This is a genomic window from Croceivirga sp. ABH4_376, from assembly GCF_056160685.1.
Genome location: NZ_JBSWXQ010000001.1, coordinates 227309 through 243062, shown reverse-complemented (window position 1 = coordinate 243062; position 15754 = coordinate 227309). Strand labels below are relative to the sequence as shown.

Annotated in this window: 18 protein-coding genes; 13 read left to right on the top strand and 5 right to left on the bottom strand. The window is 34.7% G+C overall.

Features of this window, described 5'->3' with window-relative positions:
• Positions 1-22: 22 nt before the first annotated feature.
• The 3 genes from ACXAGS_RS01020 to ACXAGS_RS01010 form a co-directional block, all read right to left on the bottom strand.
• Positions 23-1306: an acyltransferase family protein gene (locus tag ACXAGS_RS01020; protein ID WP_474903794.1), complete on the bottom strand. Its 1284-nt coding sequence runs from the start codon at positions 1304-1306 to the stop codon at positions 23-25.
• Positions 1237-2328, bottom strand: a complete 1092-nt coding sequence (locus tag ACXAGS_RS01015; RefSeq protein ID WP_474903793.1) for a TFIIB-type zinc ribbon-containing protein — start codon at positions 2326-2328, stop codon at positions 1237-1239. The genes ACXAGS_RS01020 and ACXAGS_RS01015 overlap by 70 nt, the downstream gene beginning before the upstream one ends.
• An 80-nt stretch (positions 2329-2408) precedes the next feature.
• Positions 2409-3551 carry an SPFH domain-containing protein gene (locus tag ACXAGS_RS01010; protein ID WP_474903791.1) on the bottom strand — a complete coding sequence of 381 codons (1143 nt, stop codon included), beginning with the start codon at positions 3549-3551 and terminating at the stop codon, positions 2409-2411.
• A 285-nt stretch (positions 3552-3836) separates the two neighbouring features.
• Here ACXAGS_RS01010 and ACXAGS_RS01005 point away from each other — a divergent pair, with 285 nt between their 5' ends.
• Positions 3837-3965, top strand: a complete 129-nt coding sequence (locus ACXAGS_RS01005) for a hypothetical protein (RefSeq protein ID WP_474903789.1) — start codon at positions 3837-3839, stop codon at positions 3963-3965.
• Positions 3955-4317, top strand: coding sequence for a DUF2237 family protein (locus ACXAGS_RS01000; protein WP_474903788.1), 363 nt, complete (start codon positions 3955-3957; stop codon positions 4315-4317). Before ACXAGS_RS01005 ends, ACXAGS_RS01000 begins: the two co-directional genes overlap by 11 nt.
• Positions 4318-4324: 7 nt before the next feature.
• On the opposite strand, the gene ACXAGS_RS00995 is transcribed toward ACXAGS_RS01000, so the two are convergent.
• Positions 4325-5512, bottom strand: coding sequence for an FAD-dependent oxidoreductase (locus ACXAGS_RS00995; RefSeq protein ID WP_474903786.1), 1188 nt, complete (start codon positions 5510-5512; stop codon positions 4325-4327).
• A gap of 185 nt (positions 5513-5697) precedes the next feature.
• Between ACXAGS_RS00995 and ACXAGS_RS00990 the strand changes: the two genes are divergently transcribed.
• Positions 5698-6345, top strand: coding sequence for an HAD family hydrolase (locus ACXAGS_RS00990; RefSeq protein ID WP_474903784.1), 648 nt, complete (start codon positions 5698-5700; stop codon positions 6343-6345).
• 344 nt (positions 6346-6689) lie between these two features.
• Here ACXAGS_RS00990 and ACXAGS_RS00985 read toward each other — a convergent pair whose 3' ends face one another.
• Positions 6690-7190, bottom strand: a complete 501-nt coding sequence (locus ACXAGS_RS00985; protein WP_474903782.1) for a hypothetical protein — start codon at positions 7188-7190, stop codon at positions 6690-6692.
• 534 nt (positions 7191-7724) lie between these two features.
• Between ACXAGS_RS00985 and ACXAGS_RS00980 the strand changes: the two genes are divergently transcribed.
• The 10 genes from ACXAGS_RS00980 to ACXAGS_RS00935 all read left to right on the top strand — a co-directional run bounded on the left by ACXAGS_RS00980 (position 7725) and on the right by ACXAGS_RS00935 (position 15744).
• Entirely contained in the window at positions 7725-8033 is a 309-nt protein-coding gene (locus ACXAGS_RS00980; RefSeq protein ID WP_474903781.1) for a hypothetical protein, read from the top strand.
• A gap of 443 nt (positions 8034-8476) precedes the next feature.
• Positions 8477-9109: a hypothetical protein gene (locus ACXAGS_RS00975; RefSeq protein ID WP_474903779.1), complete on the top strand. Its 633-nt coding sequence runs from the start codon at positions 8477-8479 to the stop codon at positions 9107-9109.
• 200 nt (positions 9110-9309) lie between these two features.
• The gene (locus tag ACXAGS_RS00970) at positions 9310-9702 is read left to right on the top strand and encodes an SMI1/KNR4 family protein (protein WP_474903777.1); all 393 of its coding nucleotides are present in this window, start codon (positions 9310-9312) and stop codon (positions 9700-9702) included.
• Positions 9695-10033, top strand: coding sequence for a hypothetical protein (locus tag ACXAGS_RS00965; RefSeq protein ID WP_474903775.1), 339 nt, complete (start codon positions 9695-9697; stop codon positions 10031-10033). Before ACXAGS_RS00970 ends, ACXAGS_RS00965 begins: the two co-directional genes overlap by 8 nt.
• Before the next feature lie 133 nt (positions 10034-10166).
• Positions 10167-10745, top strand: coding sequence for a hypothetical protein (locus ACXAGS_RS00960; protein ID WP_474903773.1), 579 nt, complete (start codon positions 10167-10169; stop codon positions 10743-10745).
• A gap of 172 nt (positions 10746-10917) precedes the next feature.
• On the top strand, positions 10918-11388 hold the full coding sequence (locus ACXAGS_RS00955) for a DUF4262 domain-containing protein (RefSeq protein ID WP_474903772.1): 471 nt from the start codon (positions 10918-10920) through the stop codon (positions 11386-11388).
• 153 nt (positions 11389-11541) lie between these two features.
• Complete coding sequence (locus ACXAGS_RS00950) at positions 11542-13383, top strand: hypothetical protein (protein ID WP_474903771.1); 1842 nt, start codon at positions 11542-11544, stop codon at positions 13381-13383.
• Between the two features lie 8 nt (positions 13384-13391).
• Positions 13392-14084 (top strand): hypothetical protein, encoded by a 693-nt coding sequence (locus tag ACXAGS_RS00945; protein ID WP_474903769.1) that lies wholly within the window; start codon positions 13392-13394, stop codon positions 14082-14084.
• Between the two features lie 192 nt (positions 14085-14276).
• Complete coding sequence (locus ACXAGS_RS00940) at positions 14277-15236, top strand: hypothetical protein (protein WP_474903767.1); 960 nt, start codon at positions 14277-14279, stop codon at positions 15234-15236.
• 145 nt (positions 15237-15381) lie between these two features.
• Positions 15382-15744 (top strand): GNAT family N-acetyltransferase, encoded by a 363-nt coding sequence (locus ACXAGS_RS00935; RefSeq protein WP_474903765.1) that lies wholly within the window; start codon positions 15382-15384, stop codon positions 15742-15744.
• Positions 15745-15754 lie beyond the last annotated feature (10 nt).

Here is a 15754-nt window from a genome sequence, read left to right as displayed (position 1 = left end):
GGCCTTTTCTAGAATAAGCAAATTATCCTTCGGCAGTCCTTAATGGATACTTCTTCCCATTTAGGAATTTACCTATCAACGTATTTCGAACCGAGTAGTGGTAGCTTAAAAAACAGATTATTCCTGTTAGTATAACCACAATACTAAATTTTAATAAAGCAGGTAGCGGAAGATTTACCAATATCGCTGGCAATAATACGGTTAGGGGTAGGTGAATTAAATACACCCAATACGATGCGTCTGAGATGTATCGCAGTTTAGGAGCATAGGTGCTAGCGTAGCGCACAAACAAACCTGTTATACCAAAAATAAACAAGGTAACAATACTAGCATTAAATATAATGAGCAGGTTAGAATTTCCGCTTGGATTTAAATTGTAAGTCGTAATTAATAATCCTTCAGTAACGGAAAGACCTAAAGCCAAAGCGGTGGTGAGCCAGCTGTGTTTTATAAAAATAGTTAACTGCTCTTTAGAGGTATAAATTAACCAACCCAACAGGTAAAAAATAAAATAGTAGGTAAAAGTACGGTAATCGGGCACCAGAGCAACCGAAGTGGCAATCATACTAGTGCCTAAAGATTTTAGCACCAATGCAACTACGGCAGATAAGCTGATGACTCTTGCTACGGGATGTTTAATTATCGCCTTAAAAAGAGTTTGTAGTTTAGTTTTAAAAAATGGCCAAAGGTTCAAAAGTAGAGCGATGAGAACAGTTGCCGTTGTTATAAGTATTAGATAATACAAAAACCATAAATGAGAGGTGGTCTTAGGAATAAAATCCTTTATTGTTGTTAACTGTCCTAAAGCGTGTGCAATGGGATGGGATTTAGCTAAAAATACGCTATTGGTGTACCCAAACGCAAATACAATTACGGGCCGTAATAACACTAGAAACACAAGAAAAGGCAAAACAATTCTAGAAAACCTGTTTCTAAGCATCTTGCTCATAGACCTTTCGTAAAAAAGAAGGGCGCCAAAAAAGCCAGCAACCATAAAAAATACGGGCATTCTAAAAGAATGAATCAGTAACACCAAAAAATCTGTTACAAAGCTGGTAGTATTTGGGTCTTTTATAGACCAAGCATCACCATGGGGGGTAAGATTGTAGGTTAAGGCACTGTGTAAAACAATACCCAACAACATCATTATACCGCGTAATGCATCTAGGGCATGCAATCGGTTGGTTTTTGGGGATGTTACTTTAAAAGAAATATAGTTATCATAAATGGCAAAAGCTATTTCCCAACCACCACTAATATCCCTACAATGATGAGTCCTACTAAAACCGCAAAGAAAATCTTCCAAGCGCTATAAGGTCTAGAACCTGAAATGGTTCCGTTTTCGCCATTAACAAAGAAATTATATTCCTTGCCGTTATACCGGTAAGAACTCACATAAACAGGGAGCAATATATGCTTAAACGTTTCTTCTGATAACTGCACATCCATACTACTTACCCGTTGGGTATCCCCACCAATATCTTGCCGGCACCACCGTTCTGCAATCCGCTTAGCTTCACCTTTGGCAGTTAAATGCCCTTGCGATAAGGGAATGGTATATTTTTCGGTTACAAAACCGCGCAAAAAGCTGCTGTTAAAAGGCTGTAGTAATTTAAGATTCCACCTAGCAATTTTACTGGGAACTCGGCCCTTTCTTTGCTTGCTAGCTTCAACCAAAGTATCGTCTACAAAACCGGAGACCCTACCAGAGGCCGGATACCAACGCGTTTTCCGTACCCGTTGATTTACCATTTTACCGTTGCTGTTGCGTACCCGTTTGGTTTCATAATAATACTCACCACGCTGCCCAGAATATTGGGCTTGTAGTTGGGCGTCAAACGTCCAATAGGGTAAATACAATCCTTTGGTGAACTGCGGGTCTAAAGCCGCTTTTTTTAAGTTGTCTGGAGCAAACCAAAGCGAATTAACCCACTTTTTAAAGATTTGAAAGGACTTTTGTTTATCTATCTGAAATGGCAATACCGCACCGGGCAAAATCCATTCTTCTTTATACTGGTCTTCTAAAACCAAAGGCATGCTGCAGTAAACACAGTGAAGCGATTTGTAGTTTTCTTCTACATGCTGGGTAGCCCCGCAATTTTTACAATTAAGCATGGAAATTTCTTCGGAGTGGCGTTGCGCTCCCATTTCCTTAAGGTACGGGTACAGCTCTAGCTCTTCAAAACCATTTTCGTCTAAATGAATTTCTTCGGTATGGCCACAATATTCGCACAGTACACTTTTAGTGCCCGGGCTATATTTCATTTCTGCACCACAGTTAATGCAGGGTTTTTTAAGTTCCGTTTGTTGGGTATTCACCGCTTCCATGAGCTGGGTATGCTTTGGTGTTTATATGTGGGCAGCAACTTTGCTGCTGCCCATAAATTAGTTTTATTGGAATACGCTAATTAAGCTGTTGGTGGTAGCGGTGGTGGCGTATTACCTCCTAAGAAAGATTTTAATTCTTCTACCTCTTGTAACTGTGCCCAATTGCTCATGCCTTGTTTCCAAACCAAGCTTTCCCTATTAATGGTGCGGTTGGCAAATAGCGCTTTTAATTGGTCAAACGTTACCGGACCTTGTTGCGCGCCGTTCGCCGCATAAAAATAGTGTACTTGTACAGGCATTGGTGGTGGTACGGCACCAGTAGCGGCAGGTTGCTGTGCTGCAGCTTGCCCGCCCATTTGCGGATTCATTAAGCCACCCATTTGTTGTGCCAAGACAAACCCCATGCCCATACCCATGCCTGCACCGGCGGTTCCACCTTCGTTTTTAGCAGCAGCCTCAATAGCTTTGGCAGCCTTGAACTTGGTCAACTTATCTAAATCTAACTTGTCTATACGGCTGTATTCAAAGATTTCTTTCTTGAGTTCTTCTGGCATAGAAACATTTTCTATGTAGAATTTTTCTAAAGAAATACCCACACTTTGGAATTCTGGAGCCATTACTTCCTTACACGTTTCAGAAAGTTCTGAGGTGTTGGCAGCATACAGTTCAATTGGTAAGTTGGCTTCACCAACGGTATCTGTAAATCGGGTGGCAATTAAACTTTTTAGATGCTCGTTAATTTCAAAATTGGTAAAGTTGTTGTCCGTACCTACAATATCAATAATGAATTTACCAGCATCAGAAACGCGAAAAGCGTAGGTACCAAAAGCACGAATTTCTACCAGACCAAAACGGTCGTCACTTAAGGTAATTGGGTTTTTAGTGCCCCACTTTTCATCGGTAAACAAATGGGTATTTACAAAATATACTTCGGCCTTAAAAGGAGAGTTAAAACCATATTTCCAACCCTTTAAAGTAGAGAGGATGGGTAGGTTTTGGGTGGTTAAATCATAGGTTCCGGGCGTAAAGACATCTGCCAACTGCCCTTCATTTACAAAAACAGCGGTCTGCCCTTCTCTTACAATAAGCTTAGCACCATTTTTAATTTCGTTTTGGTACCGTTCAAAACGGTGGGCAATGGTGTCGTCTGTGTAGTCTAGCCACTCAACAATATCTATAAATTCATTACTGAGTTTTTCCTTGATTTTTCCGAAGATATCCATGTTTTTGAGTTTAGGTTTATAGTAGAAACCACCGTTATAAAACGGTTGTTTCTTGGTTATTAGTACTTTTTAAATGGTAGGCTGTGCCTAGCCTTAAAGCTAATAAAAATTGCCTAGCCGTACTTTAGATAGGTGTCAAATTATAACTAAATGTTACAGATGCCAAGTTTAGTTCATTATTAAATCAATCTTAAATGTTTAAAAAAAAAATAATTAAATTAAACAAAATGTTTATTTTTAGAGGGAAGAAGAAAAAGAATTGCTATGAAAAAGAAAACACCTTATATGATTGAACGTCCTTTGGCCGATATGCATGCCGATGGCGTTCGTTTTGATGTATCTATCATTGAAGCCTTACGAAATCAGCAGACCATTTCTGAAACCCAGCATCGCACAGAAAACAATGCCCAATAACGTTTTAGGAACTGCTTTAGAACCTTGTTGTTTTGCGCCAAACACCGGATTTTATAGGGATGGCTATTGCAAAACCGGCGATATGGATACTGGTACTCATCTGGTTTGTGCTGTACTAACGCAAGAGTTTTTGCAGTTTACATTAAGCCGTGGTAACGACTTAATAACACCAATTCCGTACTATAATTTTCCAGGATTAGTTTCTGGGGATAAATGGTGCCTCTGTGTTTCTCGGTGGAAAGAAGCTTACGACGCCAACGTTGCACCGCCCGTAATTTTGGAGGCTACCCATGAAAAAGCGCTCAAATCGGTATCTTTTGAAACGTTATTGGAGCATAAACATACCGTTTAATAGCTTTTTATAGCTGATTCATTATTAATTGGGCGCCTGCTTCACCAGACTGCATGGCAGCATTTAAAGAGCCGTTTAAGATATAATCGCCAATAAAAATATTGTTAGGCGAGTCCTTTTTTGGTGTATAATCTTTCCGTATGGTTTCTAAATCTGGCAACGCTTTTTTAATGTGGTAGTGTTTTAACAGCTCTCCCGTTTCTATGTTACAATGTTGCTTTAATTCCTCACGAACCAATTGTTCTAAATCAGTTATAGTATGGGTACTCTCTTTAACCACGGTAACCGAAAGTATGGGCGTTTTGGTATCAAAAAGATAATTAATGTTGTTGGCATAGGTTTTGGGAGTGGTAAGCAAGCCTATAATACCGGGTTTAAACGCCCATTCCGTTGTTTCAAAATAGAAATTATGGCAACTTTTCCAAGCAACTTCGGTATTTAAAGGTGTGCTACAGAGAACCGCATCAGCAGGTAGGGTTTCGTTCCTTTCATTTAAAATATTACCAGTAGCGCTTAACTGTACAGTAGTATTAAATTGAAACGTGGTCTGCTTTAGATTGCTTTGTAATTGCTGGGCCACCGCACCAATTCCTTTTTCGGGAACTGCAGCATAGCCTTCACTAAATAGTTTAAAAATAAACTGAAACATCCTGGATGAGGTTCGCAATTCTTCTTCTAAAAAAATACCCGTAAAAAAGGGTTTAAAAAAGTTGTTAATCAGCCTATCTGTAAACCCATAGTCTCGTAAAAAAGCTAGCGTAGTAGTTTCTTTAGCCGCAAAAATTTCATCTAGAGAAGTGCGTTTTAATTGGAGCGAAAGTTTAAAAATTTTCCATTTGTCTTTAAGGCTACCAGCTGTAGAAACCAAGGTAGGCCATAAGGCGCTAAAATCCCGAAGCGGATCGCCAATTCGTTCTTTTTTACCATTAAAAAATAAAAGAGCTCCCGGTTTAAAATAGTTAAGGTTAACCGCTTTTAAATCTAAGTGTTTTTGCACCATAGGGTAAGCGGTTAGCAGTACTTGAAAACCGTGGTCTAAAGGTGCCCCAATACTAAAATCGGTTTTAACCCTACCACCAACCCTTTCCGTAGCCTCTATAATAGTGGGGCTATAGCCCTTTCCTTCTAAGGTTTTGGCAGCGATTAGTCCGCTTACTCCAGCACCTATAATGCTAATTTTAGTTGTTTTTTCCATGATTTTCTATCTATTAAAGAGGCTTTGTTCTGTTTTAGACTTTGTTTTTTATTGTTTCATTAAAGTTGAGGTAAAGTTAAACAGAAATGATTTAGTTTATCACAAATTAATCTTAGCATTTTATTATACTAGGGTTTGGAGGTTTCCTTTTTATTACTGTTATTTTTACGCCAAATAGATGTAAGATGATAAAAGCAGTTTTGTTTGATATGGATGGGGTAATTATAGATTCTGAACCCCTGCATACAAAAGCCTACCATGCCATGTTTAAAGAATTTGGCATAGATGTATCTGCTGCCTTGTACCAAAGTTTTACCGGAAAGGCCACTTTGGCTATCTGTGAAGAATTGGTGGCCGAGTTTAACCTAGATGCGGACCCCAAAGATTTAGTGGCGAGCAAGCGTAAAAATTTTAAATCGCTTTTTGCTTTGGATACGGATTTAGAACTGATACCTGGCGTTCTAGACCTGATAAAGGACTACCATGCCAACGGACTCACGCTAGTTTTGGCAAGTTCTGCCAGCATGCCTAGTATTAATAATGTGTTTAAACGTTTTAATTTGGACCAGTATTTTGTGGCCAAATTAAGCGGGGCAGATTTAAAGGCCTCTAAACCGCACCCAGAGATTTTTATAAAAGCAGCAGAAGCTTCTGGCCAGCCCAAAGCAAATTGTATGGTAATTGAAGATTCTACCAATGGCATAAAAGCTGCACACAGCGCAGGTATTTATGCGGTAGCGTTTGATAGTCCCCATTCTAAAAACCAAGATTATACCCTAGCCGATAAGGTAATTACTTCTTTTAAAGAGATTGCTTTTAGCGAATTACAGTAGACTGACTATATGGGTTAGAGCGGTTGCACTATTTAAAACAGTAGTGTATAAGAATTAGTTTATCTTTATGCTAAAGGTGGAATATCCGTCATATGACGGATATCCGCAAATATTAGTAAATATCCGTTATATGACGGATATCCAATTGTTGTGCGGCATACCGAAAAAATAATACTTGTAGCTCTTTTTTAATCAAACTATTCCCTTGCTCTTTTGCCCTGTTTTTACAGGAAATACTGCTGGTCGTTAATTTAAAGGTAGTATTATTACAATTGCTTAATATGAGCAACTAGGTTTTAGAATATTAAAATATAATAATACAACTTGTTAATATAATAACAGTACTAGTAGCTATAGGAAATCACAAAACTGTAATCACCTTCTTTTTGTCCAATATTTTTAATAAATGAAATTTTGTAATAGGGATTTTTTTTAAGCTTATAAACCCAATCTGTGGCAGGTTTTGCAGAACCTTCTAGATGTGAGGCCCTGTAATATTCATCATTATTTTTTATCTGTGTATAATAGTTTAACCAATAATCTTTATTATCTGTATAAAGTATTGCTAACCTTTTTTGCCTATATTCAAGCATAGTAAATAAATTGAAATCTTTTTTACTCGATTCATCAATCGGGCCATAGCTAACAAATCTAATTTCGTTTTTTCGTGACATAGGGGAACCCTCTTGATTATCTTTCCTTTCTAGAGCGTGTTTTTTCACTATATCCTCGTAAGCAATTTTGCCGCTAGTTGCAACCTCATAAAATTCACCTATCGAAATATCTTGTGCCTTTATATCTGTATAGTATAAAATAAATACAATAAGTATTAAAATATTTTTCATTTAGAATGATAATAATGCTTATAAAAAATTATCTTAAAGTAAAGATAGGTATTTACATTATCATATTTAAATTAGATGCAGAGTCTTTAAAATTTTAAGTGAAAATAAATTAACTAGTGCACGACTAGAGAATACTAATTTCTTTTTTGCGCTTTAATTACTAAATAAATACCTACAATTAAAAATAAAAACAATAGCGAGTAACTCAGTTGAATTTGAGAGTTCAAGTAATAATAAACGAAGTAGCGAGTTCAAGGTTTTGGACTTTGAGTACTCACTAATTTTTATTCACACGTTGCCTACAAACCTAGGGCGACCTTACAGACATCATTATTACAACAAAAAAGACAGATAGCTGCTACACCATTAATTTATCTGAGATAAACAAAGAAAGACCATTGAATTCAACACGCTAAATTTGGAAACCTACTTTTAAAAATAAAACAGAAAATATTACTGAAAGTAGTTATAGTAAGCGATAAGATTACACCAACTTTTAAAGACAATGAATTTTCAAATTTTGTCCCTATCAGAATGGACGAACTTCAAAACACACTAGTTAGAATTGATAATGTGTTTTATTGCAAAGGAAATAAAATTAAAGGGAGTTTGAAAATCGTAAAACCAAGAGCTATTTTATTAGCAAGGCTTGGTCCGAGTATGCTCAATAGAAAAATTTTTGTAGTTCCTACAATTCCCCAATCAGTAGACTATATGGTAGTTTCGCCAGAATTTATCGTAAATAGACCTAAAGACCTCATTTATATTACAGGAGTGTTAAGAACTGACTTAATGCTAAAGTATATGTATTCCAAAACACGTGGCGGAACACCAAGTAGATAAATGCTAAATAAAGATGACTTTAAAGAACTTGACTTTCTAATAGTTGGTGAAAAGGCAAGAAAAAAATCGACTAACTTCTCAAAGGCTTTAATTTATTATCAAAAAACAATTCAAAACGTAGAAAAGAATCTAATAAAATCCCTTATAAATATAGAAAATGATTTATAATGTCAACTCATAAAGCCATACACATTTTCAATTCGCATAAGCCAACGCTGCAACCAAAAACTGCAAAAGAGTCTGTCTTTACCAACGCTGATGAACTGAAAAATAAAAAATACGACCGCACAACAACGTATATAAAAAATAGCGGTTTAAGTACTTAGATAGAAGTTATTTCTTTAAATTTATCGTCAGTACCAAACCGAAAAGTCTCTTTGTAAAATCCGCTACTTTTCATATACAAGACCGTTGGCTGTAATGTCACTAAACCAAACTTATAAATGATTCGACTTTTCTTAAGAGCCAAACATTGGCAACTTTTTGTTTTGATGTTAGGAATTCCTTTACTCTATCAATTTTATTTCATGTCTCAAATTTGGGGATTTCAAACTCAACCTGAAGAAGTTGTTGGAGAAGAAGGATTTACTCAGGTTCTAAATGAGCAATTCATTCAATTCGATTTTTTCCCATATGTAATGATTTTTTTTAGTCTCATTTTTTTCGGTTGGTTCTGGTCAATTGCAATTGGACTTCAAAAAAACATTCCGAACGAAATTGAAATGAAAGTAAATAAATTTAAAGTTTTCTTCTTTATCCCTCTAATCTATATCATTTTGCTAATGGTATATATGGGCGGACTATTTTCTGGAATGGGAAATACTGGATTTGCGAACAGTGGTTGGATTGTTGCAATTATTTTACCACTACATCTGTTCTCAATGTTTTGTATTTTTTATTCATTGTATTTTGTTTCAAAAACAATTAAAACAGCTGAATTTCAAAGAAAAGTCGGATTTGGAGATTTTGCTGGGGAATTTTTCCTGTTGTGGTTTTATTTCATTGGAATCTGGATTGTCCAACCAAAAATCAATAAACTTTACGGGAATGAAAACACTACAGCCAACAATGCCTAAACGTAATGCGGACTTTAGGGTAAAACCAAAGGTCTGCGTATATTTACTTAGTCGCTAAATCTTATGGATTTAGCTTTGGACAAGAAAAAATAAAACTAAACAATAAGCTTTAGCTTCGTGCACAGACGGAAACGAAAAGTTTCCTTACAACCGCACTACGCTTAGCCGAACCGTTGTGCATAATTTAACCAAACCGCAAAATGCCATTTCCATTAGAAGAAAAATATATAAAAGAAACTGAATCGGATTTGAACGTAAAATTCCCATCTGAATTTAAAAACCGTATGATTAAATCAAATGGTGGAGAATTAGTGACGGACAAATATGAATTTGAACTTTTCCCTTTTTTTGACAAAACTGACCGTAAAAGAATAAGTCGAACTTGTAATCATATCGGACTTGAAACAAAGAATGCTCGTGAATGGAATGGATTTCCAGAAAATGGAATCGCAATCGGCTCTGACGGATTTGGAAACCTAATAATCTTAACCCATAACGGAAATGGAGTTTTAACTGATGAAATTCACTTCTGGAATCACGAAATGGGACAAACGGAAAAAATAGCGGAATCAATAACTGAACTGGATGAATAAAATAGAAATAGAAGGCTCTTACATTCAATATGCAGGAGGTTACGATAAAGAGAATATTGTTGAATCCGATTTACTAAAAGCCCTGAAAGATATTGAACAAATGGATGATGAACACGGAGCATTTTGGATTGGAGTTTATGGAGCAGAAACAGATGAATTTGTTTTAGAATTACATAAGAGTTTAACTTTATTTGGAAATTTTGGTGAAAAGGAAAATTATAAAATTCAACTTAAAAATTTAGAAGCCTCTAAAGAGTATTTTAATTTACTTTTGAGTGGAATGATAGAAAATTTAAAAGAGAAATTAAAAACTATGCACAACAATGTATAACCGCAATTACGGCGGATTCGACTACGTCCGAATCCACTCGGAATTGCTAAAGTCTGTGCCAAACCGAAAATTAACGTTTATAAACCCGTAACTGACGGTTATACGAGACCGTTGTAACACATTTTACCCAACCATGAAAATTAAGGACATTTTAAATTCTTTAAAGGCTTACACCTTATTTGGAATTGTATGGATTGGATTTGTTGCTATAATTGCGGGACTTGGTTATCGTGGAAGATGGAAACCAACAGGGGATATAAATCCCTACTTTATTCTTTTGGGAATTGTTTTCATTAGTCCATTTGTATTTTGGATTTTTAAAACAAACTTGAATAAAAGAAAAAAGACAACAGAAAACCAGAAAAGAATTGAAGAGTTAAAAAAAAATGGGCAAAAAATCGAGATAGACCTAGAAAAGGTTAAGATAAATTCGAGCTCATGGCAGGAAAAAATTATAACGGACAATACACGATACGCTGGACTTAATGAACTGGTGGGGAGAGGAGACAGGAATTTTAAATTAGTAAACAGGACTTTTAATCAGATATCACTAAAAAAAACCTTCAAAGGAAAAACAATTACCTATCGAGAATCTATTAAAATGGACACGGACAACCTAAAAATTCATCTCGCTCTAAAAAAGAAAACCTTTCTTTATATTGACCCCGACGACAGGAAAAATATATATCTAGACTTAGAATTTTTGAAATAAAAACGTGTTACAACACAGGCTAAAATTCATTGCGGCGGAATTTCCAAAATGGAAATTCCTGGCAAATAGCTATCTTTAAGACTACGGCGGAATGTTCACTGCGTGAAATTCCGCAACGAAATCTTAGCCTAACCGTTATGCATAATTAAATCAAGCTCATATACTTTAAATAATGGACAATATTGATGAGGAGAAGAAACGCTTATTCTTGAAGCGAATTGACGATGACATAGAAAAATATGGTTATCACGTGACTTATGTAATGGAGGAAAAAGACTTCACTCCTTTCGGATATTCAACAGGTTTATACAAAAATTTCGGAATTCCAGAAGTTTTTGTTTCAGGATTACCAAATGGTTTGACTAATACGATAATCACTAATTACGCTGAGATTTTTAAAGACAAATCAATTCCTTTCAACGAGAAACTGGATAATCTAATTGATAGATTTTTAGTTTATTTAATTCCCGTTGAAACTTCATTAATTGAGGAAAAAGTATTAGCATCCTTGAGACTTTATGATGGAATTGGCTTTGACTCTGTTCAGGTAATTTATCCCGATTTAAATGGACTTTTTCCAGGTGAGGTAGGATACGATTATGACATGGAAATATTTGGAGAAATAAAAGAAAAAAATGCATAACACTGTATATGAAATCATAGCCGCCTAACGGAAGGCTACGCTTCATATACTAAACGTTACCTGTAAGCTAAAAAAGTAAGATTATGACCGAAAAAGTGATTTTTAAAGTTTTTCTCTTGCTATTTTGGTTAAAACAAATTTACGGACATATTAATGAAAAATAAATCTATAAGGTACTTGTCGATTGCAATAGCTGTTCTATTTTTTAGCTGTGAGTATCAATTTTCCGATGATTATTATAATGACATTGAACTACAAGAGGTAGATTTAAATGTTATATTAACTAATCTTCAAAAGGATGAAGTTCTAATTTCATCCAGGGAGATTCTTTATCAATTCCCAAATTCAAGAAACACACTCTACAATATCTCTATTTATCTTGATGGTGCCTTAATTGAGGGTACCTCAAATTATTCAGGTTCTTTTATATTAGATTTAAATACTATTGAAGATGGCGAACATCTTTTGGAAGTATCATATTCCTATGCTACAAACTCTGGTAGTTTAGCAAACATCTTAGACGCGGAAGCTTTTACGAAATTAGATCTTTATCCTTTTACGGTCAACAAATCACTATCTAATCCTTTTGAAATAGAACGTGTTGAAGTTGTTGATGGAACAATTTTTCTTTATTGGAATGAAGTACCAGATTACCAGGAAAATGATGTTTATTTGGTGGTAACCCATAGAAGTTCAGATGGCTACGAATATATAAGCAATGAAATTAGTTTATCTGATGAGATTATAGAAAACGGAGTTTTTAATGATACTCTAACCGTGCTCTACGACCCTATTTATCATATTAGGGTAGTAAATGAATTTGAAGAAAAGAACGGAGCTGAAATTCCGCTTATAATGGACCAGATAGAAGTACTATCAGTAAATCTTATCAATGGAACAGATTTTGAAATTGAATTTAGCGAACACCCTTTATATAGTAATTTTGAAGAATATTATGTTTGGTTTCAACGTTCGTTCAGTGGTGGTGTAACTACTTTAAAGAAATCGTTAGACCCAAAAGGTGGCACAGTAGCTTTAGATGGATACCATTTTGGGCCAAGTGACATGTCTTTCTACTTCAGAACAGGTTCCAGTATTTTTGCTACTCAGGTACATTATCTAAATCATAGACTAGGAACAAAATTAAATATAGAACAAATTGTAGATGTTGTCTATTCCTCAAAACATGATGAATTTTATCTTTTAGAAGAAAATAGCGTCAAAGTTTACAATAGTGAGTTTCAGTTAAAGGAAACGCTAAGTTTTAGTAGTATTTCGGGCTCAAGCGTTTTTAAAAGTATTGAATTAGATGAAAACCAAGATTACTTTTATGTTGACTCCAATGAACAGGCTATTGCCTATGATATAAGTTTAGGTAGCGTTTCTGATTCTTATACTATAAGCGAATATGGCACGCATAGTTTGAACTCGGTAGCTTTCGTTAGAGGAAATCTACTTTTTGTAGATGACGATTTAAACCAATTGGTTACCGCTTATGATATTCCATCAAAAAATATAATAATACAACAACAGAAAAACGAATATTTCTCTATAGGTAGGTCTACATCCTATTTTTCTGTTGATGGTATACTTTATGAAAATACCGGGGGTTCATTTTTACTTTACGATGATCTAAACTCCTATATTGATGTTGATGTGGAATATGTTGAATTTGGTAATGATGACGAGAATTTATGCTTTGGTAATTATACGAGAAATTGGACGGGCCAAGAATACAATGTGGCTACCAAAATTGCTAGTAGAAGTAGGTTACGGGACGCTGGCCATACGTTTAGGGAAATAAACTATACTGAAGATTCAGAGGTTTTCACAATTGGTTACTTCAATTCTGGTGGCATTAGGGCCACCAAAACCGATTTGTCTGGTAATACCTCCGAAATGAGAATTTATTCAACACAGGATACCAGATACTGGTATTTTAATGGTTATATAATTGATTCAGATGGGTATCATCTAAAAACTAATCTATATTAATAAGGTTTATGAAAAAAACGCTTTTATTTTTTTCACTGGTATGTTCCTTTGTTTCATTTGCTCAAAACGGAAAGATTGTTTTTGAAGCCAACTACAATACGTTTTCCCATAAATCGCTCTCAAATTTTCAAGAAGAGTTTAAAGCTGATTTGCCAGAAATTCCGATTCAAACAACCGACGATTTTCCGGGAAACATCGGTTTTACTTTGGGCTATGAAATAGTAAAGGCCAATGTGCTTGTTTTTGGGAGCTACAATACCACAGGTGGAAAACTGTCGTATTCGGATTTTTCTGGTGTCGTGCGAATTACGGAATCTATAAAAGGATATACTTTAGGTGCTGAATATTTAGTGCCTTTCAATAAAACAGATAGCAATTTCACTCTTGGTTTGCGTGGATTTGGAATGTTCTCAACAATGATTTTAGAGAACTATACCGAGATATTAGATGCCATAACAGAAGAAAATATAGATTTTCAATCGATAAACTTGGGTGTTGGGGCACGGGTAATTTATGAATATCCGTTATCATTTTTGATTATCAAGGCATCGGTAGGTGTTGATTTATCTTTTGGAGGAACCCTGATGTTTCAAGAGAACAGCGATTTTCACTTAGAAAACAATGCCGGTGAAAAGGTCAAAACAAATTGGACAGGCTTGAGAACCGCTCTCGGTATCGCAATCCCGTTAAATAATCTATAGCAACTCTAATTATGCTTTGAACGAAATACAAAATTGCTGAAAATCAAAAAGCCTACAGGTAACAAAACCTATACGTAATGCGGGCTAAACTGCAAATATTAAAGCTATTACATTAATCAAACTTATCGGTATTAGGAAAGTTAAGTGCCTTAAAATCCCGCACTACGCATAGCCGAACCGTTACAATGAATTATGAAGAAAAATTATTTTAAGAATTATATTGTCATAATTATATTGACATTAATATCATGTTCTGACAAGAAAGATGAATTAGTGGGAGATTGGGAAATGTACGATATGGCTGACCAAACTTATTATAAAAAATCAGTGAAAATGTTTTCTTCTGATTATGCCGTACAAGAATATTTGAAAAAAGCAGGAAATACAGAATTCATTGAAGAGTATAATAATTACACTAAATTCGAGAAAGAAAAATTTAGAAAAAACTTAGAAGAACAGCTCTATTTAAAAGGACAAAAATCATGGTCTAAATTTCACGAAGGTGGTTTCGTCTCTTTTTATAAAGATAATAATTTTAGCTTTTACTTTTATCCATATTATTTTATTGGCACATATTCTATAATTGATAACAATAATATAAAGCTTTTAATTTCAAAAAAGTCATCAATTGTAGCCTACGACATTCCATTAGAAGAAAGTTATAAAAGTTTAATCCTAGAGTATAATTCTATTGACGATAAAAGTTTTTTTGTTATAAGACCGAAAGAGTTTCCAACCATATGGGAATTAGATACTCTATATGTTAACAAAAAAAGAAATCAATCAATGTCTAAGATTCCCAAAAATAATGAATGGAGATTTGAAATTGAAAGTCCAAAAGAAAGGCTTAAATCTCATATAGATTACTTGATAAAAGTATTTGAAGATGCTTTAATGAATAGAGAAAAACGTTTAAATATAAATTCTGAATTCAACTGCTCGCCATTAAAATTTTATGGAAACGGAGTTATGATCAGAGGCTTAAAAGATAAAAAATTAAATTGTTGGAAAAGCTTATTCAAAAATGAAAATGATTTTCTTGAAGCCTACTATCTTTTAGATAATAGCTTTGGTAAGTATAAGCCAAAACTAAATAAAAATCGCTTTAAAATGAACATTGAATATCTGAATAGTATAAGAAACTCATTGTAACATGGTATATAAAAAATAGGCGAAGCAATAAATAAATATGCAGCTTTTGGCTCGTATGAAACTTTGCTATTAACCAAAAATTTAGTTCTTTAAAATCGCCTACTTTTCATATACTAACCGTTGTGTATAATTTTGAAAATAAAATGTGGAAACGAAATTGGTTCTGGATTATAATTTCACTCCTACTTTTCTTGACTTGTTATTTTCTAACAGTTGGACTTGGTACGGAAAAGATTTTCAAGGAACGGGATTAAATGCAGCCTGTATATACGAATTGTTAAAATTTGGTTTTGAAACCATCGGCTTTAGAAGAATACAATTTAGTGCAGACGAAGAAAATATACGCTCACAAAAGGCCATAGAAAAACTTGGAGCAACAAAAGAAGGTTTGTTTAGAAACAACTATGTTGACACAGAAGGTAAAAGTAAAAACGATGTATACTATAGTATGATAAAAGAAGATTGGAGCCATTTAAAGAGTGAAAGATTTAAAAGATTTAGTACATAATCTATTGCTA

What these genes read in the sequence shown, in the direction of transcription:
- ACXAGS_RS00960 (WP_474903773.1), top strand. Translation starts at nt 10,167, where the DNA reads ATGAAAATTAAGGACATTTTAAATTCTTTAAAGGCTTACACCTTATTT.
- ACXAGS_RS00965 (WP_474903775.1), top strand. Translation starts at nt 9,695, where the DNA reads ATGAATAAAATAGAAATAGAAGGCTCTTACATTCAATATGCAGGAGGT.
- ACXAGS_RS01010 (WP_474903791.1), bottom strand. Translation starts at nt 3,551, where the DNA reads ATGGATATCTTCGGAAAAATCAAGGAAAAACTCAGTAATGAATTTATA.
- ACXAGS_RS00955 (WP_474903772.1), top strand. Translation starts at nt 10,918, where the DNA reads ATGGACAATATTGATGAGGAGAAGAAACGCTTATTCTTGAAGCGAATT.
- ACXAGS_RS01015 (WP_474903793.1), bottom strand. Translation starts at nt 2,328, where the DNA reads ATGGAAGCGGTGAATACCCAACAAACGGAACTTAAAAAACCCTGCATT.
- ACXAGS_RS00940 (WP_474903767.1), top strand. Translation starts at nt 14,277, where the DNA reads ATGAAGAAAAATTATTTTAAGAATTATATTGTCATAATTATATTGACA.
- ACXAGS_RS00950 (WP_474903771.1), top strand. Translation starts at nt 11,542, where the DNA reads ATGAAAAATAAATCTATAAGGTACTTGTCGATTGCAATAGCTGTTCTA.
- ACXAGS_RS00985 (WP_474903782.1), bottom strand. Translation starts at nt 7,190, where the DNA reads ATGAAAAATATTTTAATACTTATTGTATTTATTTTATACTATACAGAT.
- ACXAGS_RS01000 (WP_474903788.1), top strand. Translation starts at nt 3,955, where the DNA reads ATGCCCAATAACGTTTTAGGAACTGCTTTAGAACCTTGTTGTTTTGCG.
- ACXAGS_RS00970 (WP_474903777.1), top strand. Translation starts at nt 9,310, where the DNA reads ATGCCATTTCCATTAGAAGAAAAATATATAAAAGAAACTGAATCGGAT.
- ACXAGS_RS00945 (WP_474903769.1), top strand. Translation starts at nt 13,392, where the DNA reads ATGAAAAAAACGCTTTTATTTTTTTCACTGGTATGTTCCTTTGTTTCA.
- ACXAGS_RS00995 (WP_474903786.1), bottom strand. Translation starts at nt 5,512, where the DNA reads ATGGAAAAAACAACTAAAATTAGCATTATAGGTGCTGGAGTAAGCGGA.
- ACXAGS_RS00980 (WP_474903781.1), top strand. Translation starts at nt 7,725, where the DNA reads ATGGACGAACTTCAAAACACACTAGTTAGAATTGATAATGTGTTTTAT.
- ACXAGS_RS00990 (WP_474903784.1), top strand. Translation starts at nt 5,698, where the DNA reads ATGATAAAAGCAGTTTTGTTTGATATGGATGGGGTAATTATAGATTCT.
- ACXAGS_RS01005 (WP_474903789.1), top strand. Translation starts at nt 3,837, where the DNA reads ATGATTGAACGTCCTTTGGCCGATATGCATGCCGATGGCGTTCGTTTT.
- ACXAGS_RS00975 (WP_474903779.1), top strand. Translation starts at nt 8,477, where the DNA reads ATGATTCGACTTTTCTTAAGAGCCAAACATTGGCAACTTTTTGTTTTG.